Below are 17414 nucleotides of genomic sequence, written 5' to 3'. Positions count from 1 at the left end.
TACCGAGGATAAGGTTCGCGAGATATTCTCGCAGCACGGGGAAGTATCCAATGTAGGGGTCCCCAAGGATCGCTACACCAACAGCCCTCGCGGATTTGCCTTTGTGGAAATGCCGAATGACGAGGAAGCAAGAGCGGCCATTTCGGCCATCAGCGGAACAGAACACGACGGTCGCGAGATCAAGGTTGAGGAAGCCCGTCCCCCGCGCGAGCGCGGCGACAGAGAAGGCGGCTTCAATCGTTCGAGCGGCGGCGGTTATAACCGCGACCGTGCACCAAGCTACGACCGCAAACGCTGGTAAACTTTCAATGAATACCTTCCTCGTTTTTCTTGACCGTAATTTGATCTAGATCGATTAGGGTAGGTAATTTGGGGCCGGTCATCTGACCGGCCCCATCGTTTTCAGCACTTAAAACTGCCTGTCAGTAACTCCAGATTCCAGCGTCCAAGAAACGTTAGAAGGATTTCTCCTGACCGATTTGCCTGTATTGAACCCACGAAACCTGAAATACTGATTTATCTCGTAGCCCAGGTTTGTTAATCGGCTTTATTGAACTATTGGCGTTGAAGCGAAGGATTATTAAGGGTTCGGGGCTAAGCGCCGATTTTTTCGCGTCTGGAAGACACGCAGCCGGTCCCTGCATCCTAAACTCAATGGATGGGGTCCCCGCGAAAACGCGAAGCGGTTTTGCGGGGTAAAAGATGGGATTCCCACGACGCTACGGAGCAAGGTTGTGTAGTGTCTATTTCGGTATAGTCGCTATTATCTTCGGGTCAACCTTGTACTTCTCGAGAAACGCCCTTCGCTCCTCCTTCATCTTTTTGACCCAGGCTTTGTAGATGTCCATCTTGCCCGTGCGTTCGAAGAAAAGCATGGGGTTCAACACTTCCTTCGGTACCTTGGCTAAAAGCTCCGCGTTCTTCGGATTATCCACATCCGCTATCTCGTATCCGAAATCGGGGTCAAGCTTCCAGACGATCTTCTTTGCAAGCATCGCCTCGAGCATGGCCGAAGAATGCTTTATCTTCACCTTCAACGCCTTGCCTGCATCAACGTCAAGCTGGTCTCCGCCGACGTAGCCCGTGTTCATCATCCAGGTTTCAAGATCGTCAATATCCTTGGCAAGTTCCGAAAATCGAACCGCTTGAAGACCCATTGCGCGCGGAAAGAAAGGCTGGGTGAATGGGGAGCGGGTTTTTCCGCGTTCCTTGCCTGCTGCCGATGTCTTTGAGGTCTCGCCAAGCATGAAGTAGGCGGCCGCCTGATCCATGGATACGAACCTGACAATCCCGGGTGTTGCTGCGTCAGGACCCTCGTCGCGGTTAAGAAGCCCTATCGATTGAAGCGGAGGTATGTCCAGTAAATCTGCCGCACCCTCAATCTTTGACATGGGGATTACGGAGCGGCCGTTCTGCGTCCAGACGAGGAAGTCCCAACCGTCTGCAGGAGTGCCGTACTCGTCCACTTTGTCCTCGAAGCGGACCTTTCCTGATATGTATGCGTCTATGTTCTCCGCCGATGCGCCCGTTATTACGAGATAGGTCCTGAACCTGCGAACCTCTTCGACCGTCATGCGGCTCTTTGAGAAGTCGTACGCTCCTTCGGCATCCGTATATACGTTCTCGACCCATGCGGCGCTGTCCAGCGACCCTCTGTAAATAATCGGTTCTGTCTGCCTCGTTAACCCGAAGGTTTTTGCGAATGCGCCGTTCTCCGTAATCGAAATACGACCGTTCGGCCAGAGGCATATCATGTCGTCCTGAATGGGTTCGCTGGTATCGCCCTGTTTGGAGAATGTCGTTGTCGTCTTGCCCGTTCCAGAGAGACCAAGAAGCGCCATTGTTACACGCTTGCCCTGGATCGATACCGCCTTGGCTCCTGCATGGAGAACCAATCCGCCGCGCTGGTATACGTAGTCGTTAAGCATGCGGAGCGCGCCCTTCTTGGATTCCCCGAAGTAATCGGCGCCTATGACCCAGGTGGTCCAGTTCTCAAGATCAACTAACATAGCCTGCTTGCCGGGCATATCGCATAAGGGAAACTCGGGGACCATGACCACGCGGATGACGGGCTTGAATACCTGCGAGCGTTCCTCCGAGGTCTCCACGTCCTCCCTCGGAAACGTAAGTACCTGCTGCATTCCCGCAACGTTTGCTGCAGGCATTGTGTAAAGCCATTGGATAGGAAAACGCTCGGAGGCGTTCTCTGAAAGGCCGTAGTAGCCCTGTATCTCGATAAGCCTGCCCTGGCGCTCGATGTAGTCCCATACCGCGCACAGCAGTTGTTCAGCCTTCTCGGGCGCAATTAAGTTTCCAGAATACTTTGCCTTATCCTCCTCCGGGGCTATGATATAAGTATAGTTGGCCATGCGAGCCTTGTTGCGGGCAATCTTGTTCACGTTGCCGTGCTTTGTAGTGTAGCAGGCGGGCGTGTGCTCTATTGCCATGCGGCGCAACTGCTCCTGAGAGGGATTCTTTATGTAAATTACGTTAAATGGATGCGGATCTAAGTCCGGAGATACTCTCTTTTTTGGACCCATTCTTCCTCCATGGTGTGGTTCAGCTTACTTGTTTTGGGAAAGATATTATATTCAACTGTCTCAGGTTTGCAAGTGGGCGGTTGAAACCCACGCCGCGTTTGACCCTACGCAGTCCCGTTTTATAGTCAGAAGATAGACAAAAGCTGGTCAGAAGTTGGTCAAAACGTGGAGTGATTAGTGAATTATGGGGTTCAGGTGTAAATTCCCACTGTTAAGTTGAATCAACCTAATCCAATTGATGTAGCCATTTTCGTCACAGAACTCTTTCATGAATTCCATAGTAAGGCGGTTAGCCAATGCATCTCTTTTAGCTTGGAATTCCTCGTTGCATTCTTTCGCTCTGTGCCCTAAAGGTTTGATAATATCTGTATAAAGATTCTCGTTTCCGCTGATGAAATACCAGAAGTTTTGACCTACAATCTTCTGGTAGCCGCGAAGGCTAGTTGTTCTTGTTTTTCCGTAGCAGATACCCAGGATAGCCTCTACGTGACGTGTATGGCTTGAACCCTTAAGAACCTTTGTTGCCCTTTTAAAGTTTTCCTCTTGCTTATCTTGTTGAGAACTATTTCCCCAGTTGGGTCCTGATTTGACTGAAACAATATATGTAATACCATCTTTGTTGAATTGAAAGTCAATTCCCGGCGCAGGCGATTTCTCTGCACCATAAGTTTCTTTTGCAATAAATATAGCCAAATCCTCAAGGAAGTCACCGAATATCTCTTCCTCTGAGGAAGAAATCGCGGCATCAAGGAATCCGTTTATCAAATCACCCGCACGGTTCATATTCTTGGCTCTAAACAAATAAGGATTTTTACGCTTCAGGATAGCTTTCAAATCCATCTTGCCTGCACTTTCAAGACGTCTTTGGTGAAACTTCGCTATATGTGAAGCAACAAATTTCTCAACCTCCTTCAAATCAAGAGGTTTGACGAAATCCAACTGTTTCATATCGGCAATTTCCTTTGAGGCATGGTTCTGAGTGCGTTTCGTGCCAGTTCGCAATATTCCTCCAAAACATCAATGCCAATGAAGTGTCTGTTTAGATTCAAAGCCGCAATGGCTGTGGAGCCTGAACCTATAAAGGGGTCAAGTACCACATCACCAGGTTGAGTGAAAAGCTTTATGAACCACTCAGGCAAAGCTACAGGAAAAGTAGCACTGTGTTCGCGATTACCACATTCTGTAGCTAAATGAAGTACATTTGTCGGGTAAACCTTTTCGCGCCCAACCCAGTTTGAGATATTCTTTCCAAAACCACTGTTGACCTTAGATTCATCTCTTATCTGGTCAGTATCGCTTAACCTTTTTAATCTTGTTTCTGCCCACTTACCCATTGGAACCATTACGTTATTCTGATACATGTTAAATCTCTTATCCTTGTTGAATTGCAGACATCTCTCCCACGCATCCCTGAAACGATTGGGCCACTTTCCTGGGTAGCAGTTTTTTTTATGCCAGACGAATTCTTCAGTCCATAACCAACCTTGTTTTCTCAACTCAAGAATCAATTCGATAACGTATGTATGTCTTTCCCCAGCAACTACTCTTTCTTTAATGTTCAGGATGAAAGTACCTGTTGGTTTTAAAATCCTAAGGAATTGTTCCGCCCGGGGCAAGAACCATGACACGTATTCATTAGGATTTATTCCGCCATAGGTTTTTTCGCGGCTGTCGGCATACGGCGGAGAAGTGACGATAAGATCAATACTATCATCTGGGAAGTCTTTAAGAACTTTTTCACAATCTCCACAAATGATCTCATCTAAGGGATACTCCATATTTTTATTATGTCAAATAGGAACTTATTGTCAACCCTTTTACTTTTCAGTCATCCACACCCCTCCTCCCCCTTTGCGTCACGATAAAGATAACCCCTGCGAGAAGGGACAGGCCTGCGCCCGTGTAGAACGCTATTTGCGGCGAAAGCTTATCCCACAAAAGCCCGAAGATGAGGCTTGCAGGAAAGAGCGCGAGTCCTATCATGGTCTCATAAATCCCGTAGGCGGTAGCGCGGCGCTCTGCTGGAATCAGGTCCGCGATGAATGCGCGGAAAACGCCCTCCGAAAGCCCGTGATGGACTCCGTATGCAGCAAAGAGTAGCCACATAGCCAGAGGCGTCGAGAAGTTCCCGAAAAGGAAGTAGACGGCGGAGTAAACAACGAAGGAAACAAGAATGACCCAGCGCCTGCCAATCTTATCTGAGAGATGTCCGAACACAGGGCTCGATAATGCGGCAACTGCGCTGTAGACCGTCCAAATCAAGGGAACGAGCGACAGGCTTATACCCGAGTCCTGCGCCCTCAATAAAAGGAATGCGTTAGATGAGTTGCCGAGCGTGAACACGACCATCGCAATAGAGAACCAGATGAAGCGTGCGTCCAGCGGGCCGTCCTTCCTCGCTTCCTTCACCGTCCTCGAAAGCGAGCGAATCTCCCTTACAAAGAAGATGAAGGATACGCCAATAAGCGCCGGGATAACTGAGAGTAGGAAAACGAGCCGCATGTTGTTGTGCGAGAGATAGAGAATCAGCATCGCGAGCAAGGGTCCTGATGCAGCGCCAAGGTTGTCCATCGCGCGCTGGAACCCGAAGCCGAGCCCCCGGCGTTTTGCGGAAACAGACTGCGAAAGAAGGGCGTCGCGAGCGGGAGAGCGAAGCCCCTTGCCTGTGCGGTCAGCAAATCTCACTCCCAGAACGGCGCTCCAATGCCCTGCAAGAAAAAGAAATGGTTTTGACAGAGCGGATAAACTATACCCAAGAAAAACGAAGAGCTTGCGGTTCTTTAGCCTGTCCGATAGCCATCCGAAGAAGGATTTTGAAAGCGCGGCGGTCGCCTCGGCTATTCCCTCGATGAGTCCTATGAGAGTGGACGTCGCGCCGAGCGAGCGAAGGAAGCCGGGGACGAGGGAATAGATCATCTCGCTCGAGATGTCCGTGAAAAGGCTAATCATCCCGAAAAGAAACACGTTGCGTTTACCCTCGCTAGGCGCCTTCTGCTTTCCGATTAAAACCTCTTCATTAGGCATGTTTCTTCCGTCCTTCTTCATAGTAGCTCCTCGCTTAACTCCTTGAGTTTTACCTTCGCCTTTTTAAAAAAGATCCTGCCCGGCTGTGTTAGTACATAATATTTGCGTTGCTTGCCCATTTCAACTCTTTTACAGCTCTTTAGATATCCTTCCTTCTCCAATCCATGCAGAATAGGATAGAGAGTGCCGTACGAGAGATTGTAGCCGTGACGCTCGAACTCTTCCTTAATAGCGGCGCCGTAAACCTCCTCCTCTGCCGCAAGGCAGAGTATGTGAAGCTTTATGAATGCCAGATACAATGGTCTTAGCCGCTTATCCATCTTAACGAACTCCGATATCGATTTCCGATAATGATACGGTGAATCCCAAGTTTGTCCAGAATGCCGGGAAAGTAAACGGAATATACCAAACAATCTCAATATACTCTCTTAAGAAACACTTGACAACCCCTCAAGCAGGTATAAGCTTTAGACTTGAAATAATCTAACCCTAGGAGGAGTATTGTGATCTTGGGGATATTGCTTTTATTTATAGCCCAGACTCCTCCTCCGGATTCGTCGGTGAAACTTGAGCCTCCAGCGCCTGTAACGGAGCTTGCAGCAGAGGATACACCAAACGACGCCGGAAGGAGCATAGAGCTTTCCTGGAATCCTTCTCGGGATTCGGCGCGCATCAAAACCTATACCGTGTACCGCGCCCAATCCGCCTCCGGACCTTTCACGAAGGTTGTTGAGTTCGTCACGCCCGTCTTCTATTACACCGACAACGACACCACCGCGCTTCGGGACAAGGTTGACTACTACTACCGGGTGGATGCAGAGTCCAACGACGGTCAAACCGCTCCGTCTCTCATTGCCGGGCCTGTTCAGTCCAAGGCTCACTGGTTCAATAAGGCCCGCTGGGCGGTTCTTATCGTGGCTGTGGTTTACGGATTTGTGGTAATACTCTACATAGAGCTTGCCAAGCGAAACCGCAACATGTTCATCCGGCGCATCGCCGGTCTTGACGCGGTGGACGAAGCCGTGGGCCGCTCCACCGAGATGGGCAAGCCTATCCTTTTCACCTTCGGCATAGGCGGGCTTACCGATCTGGCTACGCTTGCCGCCCTCTCCATTCTCAGAAGAATAGCCAAGCGCGCCGCCCAGTACGAAACCCGCCTCATCATACCCAACTGCGACCCGATAGTCATGACGGCTGCGCAGGAGACGGTCAAGCAGGCTTTCATGGAAGCGGGCAGGCCCGATCTTTACAGGGAGGATGATATTTCGTTTCTCACTGCCGACCAGTTTGGTTACGCAGCGGGTGTCGACGGTATCCTGATAAGGGAAAAGCCCGGCACCGTTTTCCTGCAGGGAACTTTTTACGCCGAGGCGCTTATCCTCGCCGAAACAGGCCACAGCGTTGGCGCCATACAGATTGCCGGAACATCCATGGTTACGCAGCTGCCGTTTTTCGTAGCCGCTTGCGACTACACCCTTCTCGGAGAAGAACTGTACGCTGCATCCGCCTACATCGACCGCGAGCCGCAGCTGATGGGTTCCCTGAAGAGCGAGGACATCGCAAAGATAGGCATCATCTTCCTACTCCTAGCGGGCACGCTTCTCGGCACGGTAGGCGGGATACTGGAAGCGCTCAAGGTTCCGGAGTCCTCTAACTGGGTGCTCGATTTCTTCAACCGGTTCGTTGAATTCTTCAATACCCTGTAGGAGCCAGATATGAAAAAAACAGTTCCACTCATCATAACATTCCTTTCGGGTGTTTTCATCACAGTCACCTTCTTTATCCCGCGCGAGCCGTTCGGGAGCATGGAGCAGCGAATGCTCGTGTGGTTCTCCATCATCGGAGGTTTCACGGCGCTCCTTGGAATAGACAGTCTAGTCAGGCATCACCTTACAAGAATGGTGCGCAAGGAGCGCGACTGGTTCTTCAGTCTTGTGACTCTCGTCGGAATAGTAGGCACTCTTGTCTCCGGCATAGTGACCTGGGCGCGCTTCGGCTCGCCTTTCGAGCTTTCATCCATAGACAAGATTGGCGGTTTCTTCTGGGTCTATAACTGGATAATAGTTCCGCTGCAGGGAACGATGTTCTCCCTGCTTGCGTTCTTTATCGCTTCCGCCGCTTACCGCGCCTTCCGCGCAAGAACGTTCGACGCAACCCTGCTCCTCATCGCAGCGATTCTTGTCATGATAGGCAGGTTGAGCATCGGCATACTGCCTTCGGCGGTGATGCTTGCCGTTCTGATTGCTGCGGCCGGCGTTTACCGCATCGTCATCCGCAAGCCTGTGGCAGGCGTAATACTCTCAGCACTCGGATTGGGCTTCGGGGTTGCGGTTCTTGTCTTCGCCAAGGACTACGTGCGGCTGGCCCCCCAAATTCAGGAATGGATAATGTCGGTTCCCCAGACCGCCGCACAACGCGGAATATTCATCGGCCTTGTCCTGGGCGGAATAGCCATGTCCATCAGGCTCATTCTCGGCATTGAGCGAACCTACATCTCGTCTACTTAGGAGGAAGCGATGAAATTCATCAATTGGCTTTCCAGAATCGACCGGCGGGTCATATTCATACTCGTCACCCTGGTTGTGCTTATTCCCTTGCTTTTAAGGATACCTATTCCGTTCGAGGTAGGCAAACAAGTCCGAGACGCCTATGACGCCATCGAAAAGCTCCCCGCCGGGTCTGTCCTAATGCTTTCAGTGGATTACGATGCAACGAGTTCTCCCGAGTGTCAGCCGATGCTGGATGCAATGACCGCTCATGCCTTCAGGAAGGATCTTAAGATACTTCTTGTGGGTCACATCGTGCAGGGACTGCCTTTGGGACAGATGGGCATAGAAAGAATCGCCGCTGAATACAACGACCGCAACGTAAAAGAGTACGAGAAAACCGGTAATCCCCATTTTCATAAAGAGTACGGGAAGGACTACCTTTACCTTTCCTACAACCCTGGTTACACGGCGGTAATGGTCGGCCTGGGCCGCGAGATACGCGATTTTTATCCCTCGGACTACAAGGGCGTCAGTGTTGACAGCTTTCCCATCATGAAGAACGTGCACAACTACAACGACATAGCCCTTCTCGTGAGCTACGCGCACGGACCCATTGTGGATGCGTGGGTCGAGTTTGCCGGAGGCCGTTTCGGACAGAAGATAATAGCCGGAGTCACGGGCGTCAACGCTCCTGGACTCTACACCTATATCCAGTCGGGCCAGCTCGTAGGACTCGTGGGCGGGCTTAAGGGCGCAAGCGAATACGAGTCTCTTCTTGGAAAACCCGGCGCGGCCAGCGGCGGAATGCCTGCCCAGTCCACTGCGCACATTCTAATAATCGTTCTCATACTCATAGGCTCGGCCGCTGATTTTGCGGTTGATATCTTTCAGAGGAGGAAGAAATGAACTTCGCAACAATCCTCGGAATATGGATAGCGGCTACGCTCACTATAGCAATTCTTTCCTTCCTTTACCGTGACAATCCTTTGTACAAATTCGCCGAGCATCTGTACGTCGGCGCTTCAGCCGCATACGTGGTTATCACGCTCGCCAAGTCAACGATGGAGGAACTTCTGGTTAAGCCGTTCTTCCAGAACATCGCGCTGTACAGGACAGGCGGCGTCAATGCAGCCAACGGCCTCGCTGAAGCGCTGATACTCATCATTCCCACCGTTCTCGGCCTTCTCATGCTGACGCGCTGGTTCGGACCTAAGGTAAGCTGGCTTTCCCGCTGGCCTATAGCATTCGCAGTCGGTCTCGGCTCGGGTCTCGGAATTACCGGCGGCATTCAGGGTTTTCTTCTGCCTCAGATACAGGCCACTCTCCTGCCCTTGTGGTCCCAGGGCTATGATCTCTGGACCATTGTCGGCAATATCCTTCTTTTCGTGGGCGTGGTTGCAACGCTTATCTATTTCTACTTCTCCAAGCCTCATACCGGTTTTCTTGGCGGAGTGTCGCGCGTCGGTATTATCTTCATCATGGTCTCCTTCGGCGCCGCATTCGGATACACGGTCATGTCGCGTATATCGCTTCTCATAGGCAGGCTTTACTTTCTAGTAAACGACTGGGCCATAGGAACTTTGAGGGTTATCGGAATAGTTAAGTGAGAAGACCCCGGATTCTTTTGCTCTTCTCCGGCGGACTGGACAGTCTTATTGCTTCAAGACTCCTTGTCGAGCTTGGCGCCCGTGTCGAGGCAGTGCATTTCATGACCCCTTTTACTGGTAAGGAATCGGGATTGCCGGGCGAGCGCTATCTCGGCGAATGGGGCATCAGCATCCGCAGGACAAGGATATCCCTCCACGACTATCTGCCTCTGCTTACGTCGCCCCCTCATGGTTTCGGCCGAGCCCTCAACGCCTGCATAGACTGCAAGATACTGTTCCTCCGCGAAGCAAAGCGAATAATTGAGTCCGAAGGCTTTGATGCGGCTGCAACAGGGGAGGTGCTTGGCGAGCGGCCTATGAGCCAGAACCGGCTCTCCCTCGATATCATAGAACGCGAATCAGGACTTGAGGGAAGACTGCTCCGTCCGCTTTCCGCCACCCTCCTTCCATCTACCGAAATCGAGACGAGCGGCCTTATAGATCGCCCAAGACTCCTCTCCATTCAGGGCAGGGGCCGCAAGCCGCAGCTTGAACTCGCATCGAAATGGGGAATCACCGAGTTCGCTACTCCCTCAGGCGGATGCCTTCTTACCGAACCCGGATATTCAAGAAAACTCCGCGATATACTCGAGCGCCCCCTGGAACTCACGGACGAGCAGGTTGCGCTCCTCAAGGTAGGCAGGCATTTCAGGCACCCCCTGGGTCCAAAGCTCATTGTCGGAAAGAACCAGAATGACAACGAAGAGCTTTTGCGTCATCCGGACAAGTCAAGGGTATTCCTCGATGTAAAAGAGGCAGGCAGCCCCGTAGGCCTGTTATTCCTTGAATCATTCGGGGACGACCTCAGTCAAGGATTGCCGGAGTACCCGCAAGCAAACACAGTTTTGCTGTGGGCTGCAAGCATTGTTGCGCGGTATTCGGATTTGAAGAATGAACCGGAAATCAAAGTAACTCTTTGTCATAACGGAGTAGAAAAGGTAATCTCTGTTTCGCCTGCTCAAGATGTAAACATCGAAAAACTTAGGCTTTAGGGGATGTTTATCCTTAAATCATCTCTGGATAATCGCAACTTTACAAGCGTATTCCCGTGGCCTGAAACTCAAAAACACTCAAAGGATGATATGTCGTTACTGAGCGCAACCGGAGATTTCGACACTCTCCAACCAAGGAAAAAGATGATGTCGATTCCTTGCCGGATATGTGGTACTTACTTCTCTGTTGACAACAAGCTTTCTAAGTGGAAAATCCAGTTGTGGAAGAAATGAGAATGAAAGGATCGGCGTTCAAGAGCTTTCCGCTTGCCGGCTCCTTAAAGGTTCATTCGGCTGTTAACCCTGGCGCACTCCTTCTGCTGGGCTACGCCATAATGATACTCACGGGAACGGGTCTTCTGTCTCTCCCCTTTGCATCGCACGGGTGTTCGTTCATAGATGCCCTTTTTACGTCTACTTCGGCTACTTGCGTTACCGGACTCATCGTGAAGGATACGCCAGTCGACTTCACACTTTTCGGTCAGATTGTTATCCTCCTACTCATCCAGATTGGAGGCCTTGGCTACATGACCCTTTCATCCGCCTTCTTCTTTCTTCTGGGGCAGAAGGCGACCCTGCGCCACAGGCTTCTCATGAAGGAGTCCATAAACTTCCTATCCTTTGGAAACCTGAGACGCTTCGCATTTACCATCATTAAGGTCACCTTGGTCGTCGAAGCTCTAGGAGCGTTAGTTCTTACCTTCTGGTTCAGGTTCAAATACGGCATGGAGTGGGGACAGTCGGCATATTACGGTATTTTTCACTCGATTTCAGCTTTCTGCAACGCCGGATTCTCAACGTTTTCAGATAACCTTGGTCGTTTTACCCAGGACCCAGTTGTCGGCCCCGTGATAGCGGCTCTAATAATCTCTGGCGGTTTGGGGTTCATTGTTATAAGCGATATTTACAAACGCATAAAGGGCGAAAACATGAGACTTGCGTCGCACACAAAGCTTGTTTTGATATCCACTGCCGTACTCATATGCGTTGGAGCCCTCATCATCGGAATTGCCGAATGGAACGGCGCCTTCAGGGACCTCCCCGCAGGCTACAAGATACTAAATGCTTTTTTCGCCTCTATAACCCCGCGCACTGCCGGTTACAACCTCGCAGCCGTCGGCGGAATGCGCTCATATACCCTGTTTTTTATGATGATTCTCATGTTCATAGGCGCTTCGCCAGGTGGGACGGGCGGGGGCGTTAAGACGACCTCCTTTTCGCTTCTTTTGGCCGAGGTGATAAGGGTGCTTCGGGGCCGCAGCGAGATAGTTATGCTCAAGCGGAGTATAAAACCCGAACAGGTTCAGCGTTCCATAACCATAGTGGTACTTTCGGCACTCCTGGTATTGACATCAACATTCCTTTGCGTAGTATTTAACGGTGGAAAAGATATTTCACGCTCGGCGTTCGAGGTTTTCTCCGCCTTCGGAACCGTTGGCCTGTCCATGGGGTCAAAAACCTCGCCCGTTCTCTCTTTCGCCGCCGATTTCAACACCTGGGGCAAAATGGTATTGATATTAACCATGTTCTTCGGCAAAGTAGGAACAATAACTATTGGTTCGGCGCTCTTCTCAGGTGGAAGTTCCACCCGTGTAAGACCTGCAAAAGCCAATATAGTGGTAGGGTAGATGGTTTTAATAAAAGAGCAAGGATCCCTAGGGTACTTTTCATAGGAATTACCTTTAAAAATGAGAGCTGAACTATTATCTGCGGATTACTTTTTTTATTCCACTTTTTGCGCTTTAATGGGAAAGACTAAGTGAAAAAGCGCACCAGACTGACGCCCCTGCAATCGGTCGTCCTCGGCTTCCTCCTGATTACTATTCTGGGGGCTTTCCTTTTGACGTTGCCCATCTCGAACACCAAAGGCGTTTGGCAGTCTTTTATTGATGCGCTCTTTACTTCGGCATCCTGCATCTCGACGACCGGCCTTGTGGTGCAGGACACGGGCAGCTTTTACAATCTGTTCGGCCAGATAGTCATGCTTATTATCTTCCAGATAGGCGGCATAGGCTTCATGGTCTTCATTGTACTTATCGCCTATGCGTTGAACAGGAAACCGAATCACGTGAGCAAGGCAAGCTTCAAGGAATCCATGGCCGGGGCGCCGATAGGCAATACCAAGAGTTTTGCGAAAGCGGTAATACTCTTTACCCTTGCGTTTGAATTAGGCGGCGCCCTGCTCCTGACCCTTTACTGGATGTCTTACTATCCTCTTCCTCGCGCTCTGTGGCTCGGTTTCTTCCATTCCGTGTCGGCGTTCTGCACCGCCGGATTCGGACTTTTCCCGGACAGCCTTGTTTCGTGCCAGGCTAGCGTTTACGTAAACCTCGTTGAAGAAGTGATTTCCATTGCCGGCGCAGTCGGCTTCTTCGTCCTTTTCGACATGTACCGTCAATCCCAGAAAACCATAGCCAGGAAGTGGCCTCACAGGCTGTCGCTGCACACCAAGATGGTGCTTACGGTAACGGCGGTTATTGTCGTAATAGGCACCTTTGTTGTTTTCTTTTCGGAACTCGGAAGATCGAATCTCCCAATAGGCAGACAGCTTATGAACGCGTTCTTCCAGGCTGTGTCCGCTGAAACGACAACCGGATTCAATACCGTCGACGTCGGCGGCCTGATGGCCCCGAGTCTCTTCTTCCTCATGATACTCATGTTCATCGGCGCCTCACCGGGAAGCACCGGAGGAGGCATAAAGACCACGACCTTCGGGGTCATCATCCTTTTCGTTCTGTCACTTCTTAAGAGAAGCCCTGATGCCAACATATACAAAAGACGCATCCCTCCTGAGTTGATTGATACATCCTTCGCTATTGCGTCACTTTCTCTGCTGCTGGTCGCAATAATCACGCTCGCTCTGGTCTTTACGGAAAAAGGAACCTTTATGCAGATTCTTTTTGAAGTAATTTCAGCTTTCGGAAACGGCGGCTTGTCCACCGGAATTACCGCGAATCTTACCCCTGTAGGACGTGTCCTCCTCAGTCTGACCATGTTTATTGGCAGGATTGGGCCATTGGCAATAGGATTTTCGCTGCTTGGAGAGCCGAAAAAGGTTTCGTTCAAGTTTGCAAGGGAGGATATCTATGTCGGGTAGACTAGATTCAGGATTTATCCTTATTGGGGAGCTCAGGTTGCGCGCTTGACTTTTTTTAGCTCGGTTGTAAAATCTCGACGTGAACACATTCATAGTGAGGATTGTCTGACCCATACTAATAAAGAGGCAAACTGAATGTCCAAAAAATTTGCCGTGATAGGCCTTGGCAAATTCGGTTCCGCCGTAGCCCGGGAGCTTGCGAAGAGAGGCTACGAGGTGCTTGCCTGCGACCATGACTCGCAAAAGGTAGAAGAAATCGGAAACGAGCTGTCCAACGCCGTCGAACTCGACGCTACTGATGCAAAATCCTTAAGAGATGCAGGGGTTGACGAAGTCGACACGGCGCTCGTAAGCTTCGGCGAGTCGATTGCCGACAGCCTGCTCGTAACCATGCTTCTCAAGGAGATCGGCGTTCCAGAGGTAATAGTAAAGGTTACGGACGAGCAGCATGCAAAGCTCTTGAGGCGAATCGGGGCAGATAAGATTGTTTTTCCCGAAAGGGATATGGCGGTAAGGGTCGTGGAAAACCTTCTCTCGCCGCACATATTCGATGTGATAGAGCTGAGTGAGGAGTACAGCCTGGTCGAGATAGCCGCGCCCAAGGAGACTATCGGGAAGAAGCTTGTCGAGATACACCTCCGCAAGCGATTCGGGGTCAACGTCATCGCGATAAAAAGCAAGGTTCCAACAATCTCCAAGAAGGGACTGCCCGATATCGAGGACAAGATAAACATTGCCCCTGGTGCGGAAGACGAGATAAGGGAAGGCGACACGCTTGTCTTAATAGGCCGAGACGAAGATATTGAACGCGTTAAAAAACTCTAAGGATATGGCAAAAAAAACACCCGATATGGTTGGCGAACTTATTGAAACCGGTGAGTTCTACATACTTAATCAGAAGTATTCCGAAGCGGTAAAGGTGCTTAAGGAGGCGCGCGAACTTGATGACTCCAACCCCCTTCTTCATTATCTTTATGGTCTTGCTCTTGAGGGCACGAACGATTTCGAGAAGGCGAAAAGAGAGTTCCGAAGGGCTTTGGAACTGGACCCCGACCACACGGAAGCCCGCGAACACCTTGATAAGCTTGTTGGACAGTAATAATCCGTAAAGTCGAAGGCTGAGAAAGCCTGCCCTGTTTCAGGACTGACTTAATCATGGAGGAGGAGATGAAGATACGCAAGCCGATGTGGGCAGATCAATTTTATCCATCCGACCCCCAGGAGGCTCAGAGGATGTGGAGCGTTTTTTTTGAAAGATGCGCCACCGCCAGAATAGATGAACCCGTGAAAGGGATACAGGTACCGCATGCCGGATGGATATACTCGGGCCAGGCGGCTGCCGAGGCGTATAACCAACTGAAAAATCGTAGCATAGAATCGGTAGTGATGATTGGACCTCAGCATCATGTTATGGTTCGCTCCTTACAGGTCTTTCCAGAAGGTGTCTGGAACTCCCCTCTCGGCGGCCTCGAGGTCGACTCCAAAATCTCACGAAGATTTCTCGAATTCGACAAGGCTTTTCAGGTTGAGATAAGCGCTCACCAGGCCGAACATTCCCTCGAAGTCCAAATACCTCCTCTCGCATCCGTTCTTCCGCATGTCAAGATAGTTCCAATACTTACACCCCCTTACTCCGGGCATGCTAACATTCTTGCCGATGCTCTGATTGAAATCGTAGGCTCAAACCCTGACATTATTGTCCTTGTTTCAACCGACCTCTACCACGGCGAGTCGTACGATGAATGCAGGAAATCCGACGAGAAAACCATAAGTTACGTATCCAACGTCGATGCAGAAGGACTTCAAGGCGCTTTAGGTTCGGGCGAAGCCGCAGCATGCGGCGGTGACGGGCTTGTTGCCTTTCTTAAGGCTTCCGCAAGTCTTGGAATCACAAAGGCTCGACTTCTTGCAGCTTACAACTCGAACGACGTTACCGGAATGCGCTCAGGGTACGTGGTTGGCTATTCTGCATTCGCTTTTACAGGAGCATAAATTATGATTGAAGAAGCTCTTACACACGAGGAACGCGCCGAACTTCTCCGTATTGCGCGCAGGGCTATAAAGGAAAAGCTGGATGACAACTTCTGGAATCCAGAGCGGCCCTTGACCGCCCGTCTTGCCGAGAAGCAGGGTGCGTTCGTTACCCTTCATATCCGCGGCATGCTTCGCGGATGCATAGGTTATATCGTTGGGTACAAGCCGCTCTATCTGACCGTTGCCGAGATGGCGCGTTCAGCCGCGTTCGGCGACCCGCGATTTCCACCTCTTTCGCCAGCCGAGTATCCGAAAATAGACATCGAAATCACCGTTCTTTCGCCTCTGCGTCAGATAGACAATCCTTCGGAAGTCCAGGTCGGCAAGCACGGACTCTTAGTACGCAAAGGTCCTTACCAGGGCGTCCTGCTCCCGCAGGTACCTGTCGAAGAGGGCTGGGACCGCGACACGTTTCTCGCCCACACCTGCCGCAAGGCAGGTCTGCCCTCCTCCTGCTGGCATGACGAGGACACCGAGCTGTTCGTCTTCTCGGGCGAGGTCTTCGGGGAGTAGGAATAGCCACGTATGCTTGTAAAAGAAATCATTCAAGTCCTCTAAAAGTTTCGAGATAAAATTTCCGAGATACGTTTGGATTTAGGCAATAATTCCATACCAAATATAGAAAAAGATTTTACTGAAAAGGCGATTGATTTACACAATCAGTTGGTTAAGTTTCTTGAAGATAAAGGACTCCATAAAGATGCTCAAACACTTAGTGAAATAACTCGGCCGAAGAATCCATGGACAACGAATCTGATTCCATTTGTTGATTCTCTTTATAAGTTTTTAAGCAAAGTAATAATAGACCTAAAACAGCCAAGTAAGGCAGACTTAATAAGCAGTAAAACTGATATTGAAGCTGTAAACAAAGTTTTCATCGTTCACGGCCATGACGAAGCCAATCTTTTAAAACTAGAAGATTTTCTAAAGGACGAACTCCACCTGGACCCAGTTATATTGTTCAAGAAGGCGGGGAGAAGCAGATTTTTGCTTACTAAGTTTGAAGAAGAAGCTAAGAACGCGCGATTCGCTTTTATTATGATGACTCCTGATGATAAAGTTACCACGTCGAAAGGGAAAGAGTATTTTCAGGCAAGGCCAAACGTTTTCTTTGAACTTGGGTGGTTTTGCGAATATTTGGGGCAACAAAACGTTTGCATAATTATTAAGGAAGGAACTGAAATCCATTCTGATTTTGGTGGTGTAGAGATAATCTGGTTCAAAGAATCAGTAGAGGAAAAGTTCTTTAAAATAAAAGAAGAACTAAAAGCTACGAATCTATTTAACAAGATAATGTAGGGGCCGACCTTGAGGTCGGCCCGAAAACAGACGCGGGTCGGTTTGACGCGAAGCGGACTCTGCAGGTGTCAAAACCGGCCCCTACATTAGCCGTGTCTGTATCCTCGCGGGCGTTTCACGCATCGAATTCAACGAGTCAATCGAAGAAAAGGTTCTTGACATCGAGCAGGAACTCAAGGCCGCAGGGCTGATAAAGTAGTTCCCAACAATAAAGGCGATGGCTCTCTTCGCTCGCCCTTCGGAGCTTCGGTTGCTCGAAGCAACCTCGCAATGACTTTTATCCGCTCTTACCC

18 protein-coding genes are annotated in these 17414 nt (G+C 50.3%); 13 read left to right on the top strand and 5 right to left on the bottom strand.

Annotated features, from left to right (window positions below; all coding sequences use genetic code 11):
• On the top strand, positions 1-301 hold a 301-nt coding region (locus GX441_07980; protein NLI98580.1), incomplete at its 5' end, for an RNA-binding protein.
• A gap of 442 nt (positions 302-743) precedes the next feature.
• On the opposite strand, the gene GX441_07975 is transcribed toward GX441_07980, so the two are convergent.
• The 5 genes from GX441_07975 to GX441_07955 form a co-directional block, all read right to left on the bottom strand.
• The gene (locus tag GX441_07975) at positions 744-2540 is read right to left on the bottom strand and encodes a phosphoenolpyruvate carboxykinase (ATP) (GenBank protein ID NLI98579.1); all 1797 of its coding nucleotides are present in this window, start codon (positions 2538-2540) and stop codon (positions 744-746) included.
• A 174-nt stretch (positions 2541-2714) separates the two neighbouring features.
• Positions 2715-3488, bottom strand: coding sequence for a cytosolic protein (locus tag GX441_07970; protein ID NLI98578.1), 774 nt, complete (start codon positions 3486-3488; stop codon positions 2715-2717).
• Positions 3485-4318: a site-specific DNA-methyltransferase gene (locus GX441_07965; GenBank protein NLI98577.1), complete on the bottom strand. Its 834-nt coding sequence runs from the start codon at positions 4316-4318 to the stop codon at positions 3485-3487. The genes GX441_07970 and GX441_07965 overlap by 4 nt, the downstream gene beginning before the upstream one ends.
• Before the next feature lie 46 nt (positions 4319-4364).
• Positions 4365-5585, bottom strand: a complete 1221-nt coding sequence (locus GX441_07960; GenBank protein ID NLI98576.1) for an MFS transporter — start codon at positions 5583-5585, stop codon at positions 4365-4367.
• Positions 5582-5884: a helix-turn-helix transcriptional regulator gene (locus tag GX441_07955; protein ID NLI98575.1), complete on the bottom strand. Its 303-nt coding sequence runs from the start codon at positions 5882-5884 to the stop codon at positions 5582-5584. The genes GX441_07960 and GX441_07955 overlap by 4 nt, the downstream gene beginning before the upstream one ends.
• A gap of 183 nt (positions 5885-6067) precedes the next feature.
• On the opposite strand from GX441_07955, the gene GX441_07950 reads away from it, so the two are divergent.
• From GX441_07950 to GX441_07895, 12 genes are all read left to right on the top strand, one after another.
• Positions 6068-7270: a fibronectin type III domain-containing protein gene (locus GX441_07950; protein NLI98574.1), complete on the top strand. Its 1203-nt coding sequence runs from the start codon at positions 6068-6070 to the stop codon at positions 7268-7270.
• Between the two features lie 9 nt (positions 7271-7279).
• Positions 7280-8071, top strand: a complete 792-nt coding sequence (locus GX441_07945; GenBank protein NLI98573.1) for a hypothetical protein — start codon at positions 7280-7282, stop codon at positions 8069-8071.
• A gap of 9 nt (positions 8072-8080) precedes the next feature.
• Positions 8081-8959 (top strand): hypothetical protein, encoded by an 879-nt coding sequence (locus GX441_07940; GenBank protein ID NLI98572.1) that lies wholly within the window; start codon positions 8081-8083, stop codon positions 8957-8959.
• Positions 8956-9660, top strand: coding sequence for a hypothetical protein (locus GX441_07935; protein NLI98571.1), 705 nt, complete (start codon positions 8956-8958; stop codon positions 9658-9660). The genes GX441_07940 and GX441_07935 overlap by 4 nt, the downstream gene beginning before the upstream one ends.
• On the top strand, positions 9657-10691 hold the full coding sequence (locus tag GX441_07930) for a hypothetical protein (GenBank protein ID NLI98570.1): 1035 nt from the start codon (positions 9657-9659) through the stop codon (positions 10689-10691). Before GX441_07935 ends, GX441_07930 begins: the two co-directional genes overlap by 4 nt.
• Before the next feature lie 221 nt (positions 10692-10912).
• Entirely contained in the window at positions 10913-12319 is a 1407-nt protein-coding gene (locus GX441_07925) for a Trk family potassium uptake protein (GenBank protein NLI98569.1), read from the top strand.
• A gap of 131 nt (positions 12320-12450) precedes the next feature.
• A complete protein-coding gene (locus GX441_07920; GenBank protein ID NLI98568.1) occupies positions 12451-13788 on the top strand; it encodes a Trk family potassium uptake protein in 1338 nt (445 codons plus the stop codon).
• A gap of 135 nt (positions 13789-13923) precedes the next feature.
• The gene (locus tag GX441_07915; protein ID NLI98567.1) at positions 13924-14613 is read left to right on the top strand and encodes a TrkA family potassium uptake protein; all 690 of its coding nucleotides are present in this window, start codon (positions 13924-13926) and stop codon (positions 14611-14613) included.
• A complete protein-coding gene (locus tag GX441_07910; GenBank protein ID NLI98566.1) occupies positions 14591-14887 on the top strand; it encodes a tetratricopeptide repeat protein in 297 nt (98 codons plus the stop codon). Before GX441_07915 ends, GX441_07910 begins: the two co-directional genes overlap by 23 nt.
• 68 nt (positions 14888-14955) lie before the next feature.
• Positions 14956-15780, top strand: coding sequence for an AmmeMemoRadiSam system protein B (gene amrB / locus GX441_07905; protein ID NLI98565.1), 825 nt, complete (start codon positions 14956-14958; stop codon positions 15778-15780).
• Between the two features lie 3 nt (positions 15781-15783).
• A complete protein-coding gene (amrA, locus tag GX441_07900) occupies positions 15784-16335 on the top strand; it encodes an AmmeMemoRadiSam system protein A (protein ID NLI98564.1) in 552 nt (183 codons plus the stop codon).
• Between the two features lie 75 nt (positions 16336-16410).
• Positions 16411-17121, top strand: coding sequence for a nucleotide-binding protein (locus GX441_07895; protein NLI98563.1), 711 nt, complete (start codon positions 16411-16413; stop codon positions 17119-17121).
• The last annotated feature ends 293 nt before the right edge of the window (positions 17122-17414 follow it).

This window comes from bacterium, from assembly GCA_012517375.1.
Lineage (GTDB): Bacteria > Hydrothermota > Tepidihabitantia > B3-TA06 > B3-TA06 > JAAYVC01.
This window is presented reverse-complemented; position numbering and strand designations above follow the sequence as displayed.

Excerpts from the sequence above, each read along its gene's own strand:
- GX441_07940 (NLI98572.1), top strand. The coding sequence starts at position 8,081 with ATGAAATTCATCAATTGGCTTTCCAGAATCGACCGGCGGGTCATATTC.
- amrB (NLI98565.1), top strand. The coding sequence starts at position 14,956 with ATGAAGATACGCAAGCCGATGTGGGCAGATCAATTTTATCCATCCGAC.
- GX441_07960 (NLI98576.1), bottom strand. The coding sequence starts at position 5,585 with ATGAAGAAGGACGGAAGAAACATGCCTAATGAAGAGGTTTTAATCGGA.
- GX441_07965 (NLI98577.1), bottom strand. The coding sequence starts at position 4,318 with ATGGAGTATCCCTTAGATGAGATCATTTGTGGAGATTGTGAAAAAGTT.
- GX441_07975 (NLI98579.1), bottom strand. The coding sequence starts at position 2,540 with ATGGGTCCAAAAAAGAGAGTATCTCCGGACTTAGATCCGCATCCATTT.
- GX441_07935 (NLI98571.1), top strand. The coding sequence starts at position 8,956 with ATGAACTTCGCAACAATCCTCGGAATATGGATAGCGGCTACGCTCACT.
- GX441_07915 (NLI98567.1), top strand. The coding sequence starts at position 13,924 with ATGTCCAAAAAATTTGCCGTGATAGGCCTTGGCAAATTCGGTTCCGCC.
- amrA (NLI98564.1), top strand. The coding sequence starts at position 15,784 with ATGATTGAAGAAGCTCTTACACACGAGGAACGCGCCGAACTTCTCCGT.
- GX441_07955 (NLI98575.1), bottom strand. The coding sequence starts at position 5,884 with ATGGATAAGCGGCTAAGACCATTGTATCTGGCATTCATAAAGCTTCAC.
- GX441_07945 (NLI98573.1), top strand. The coding sequence starts at position 7,280 with ATGAAAAAAACAGTTCCACTCATCATAACATTCCTTTCGGGTGTTTTC.
- GX441_07970 (NLI98578.1), bottom strand. The coding sequence starts at position 3,488 with ATGAAACAGTTGGATTTCGTCAAACCTCTTGATTTGAAGGAGGTTGAG.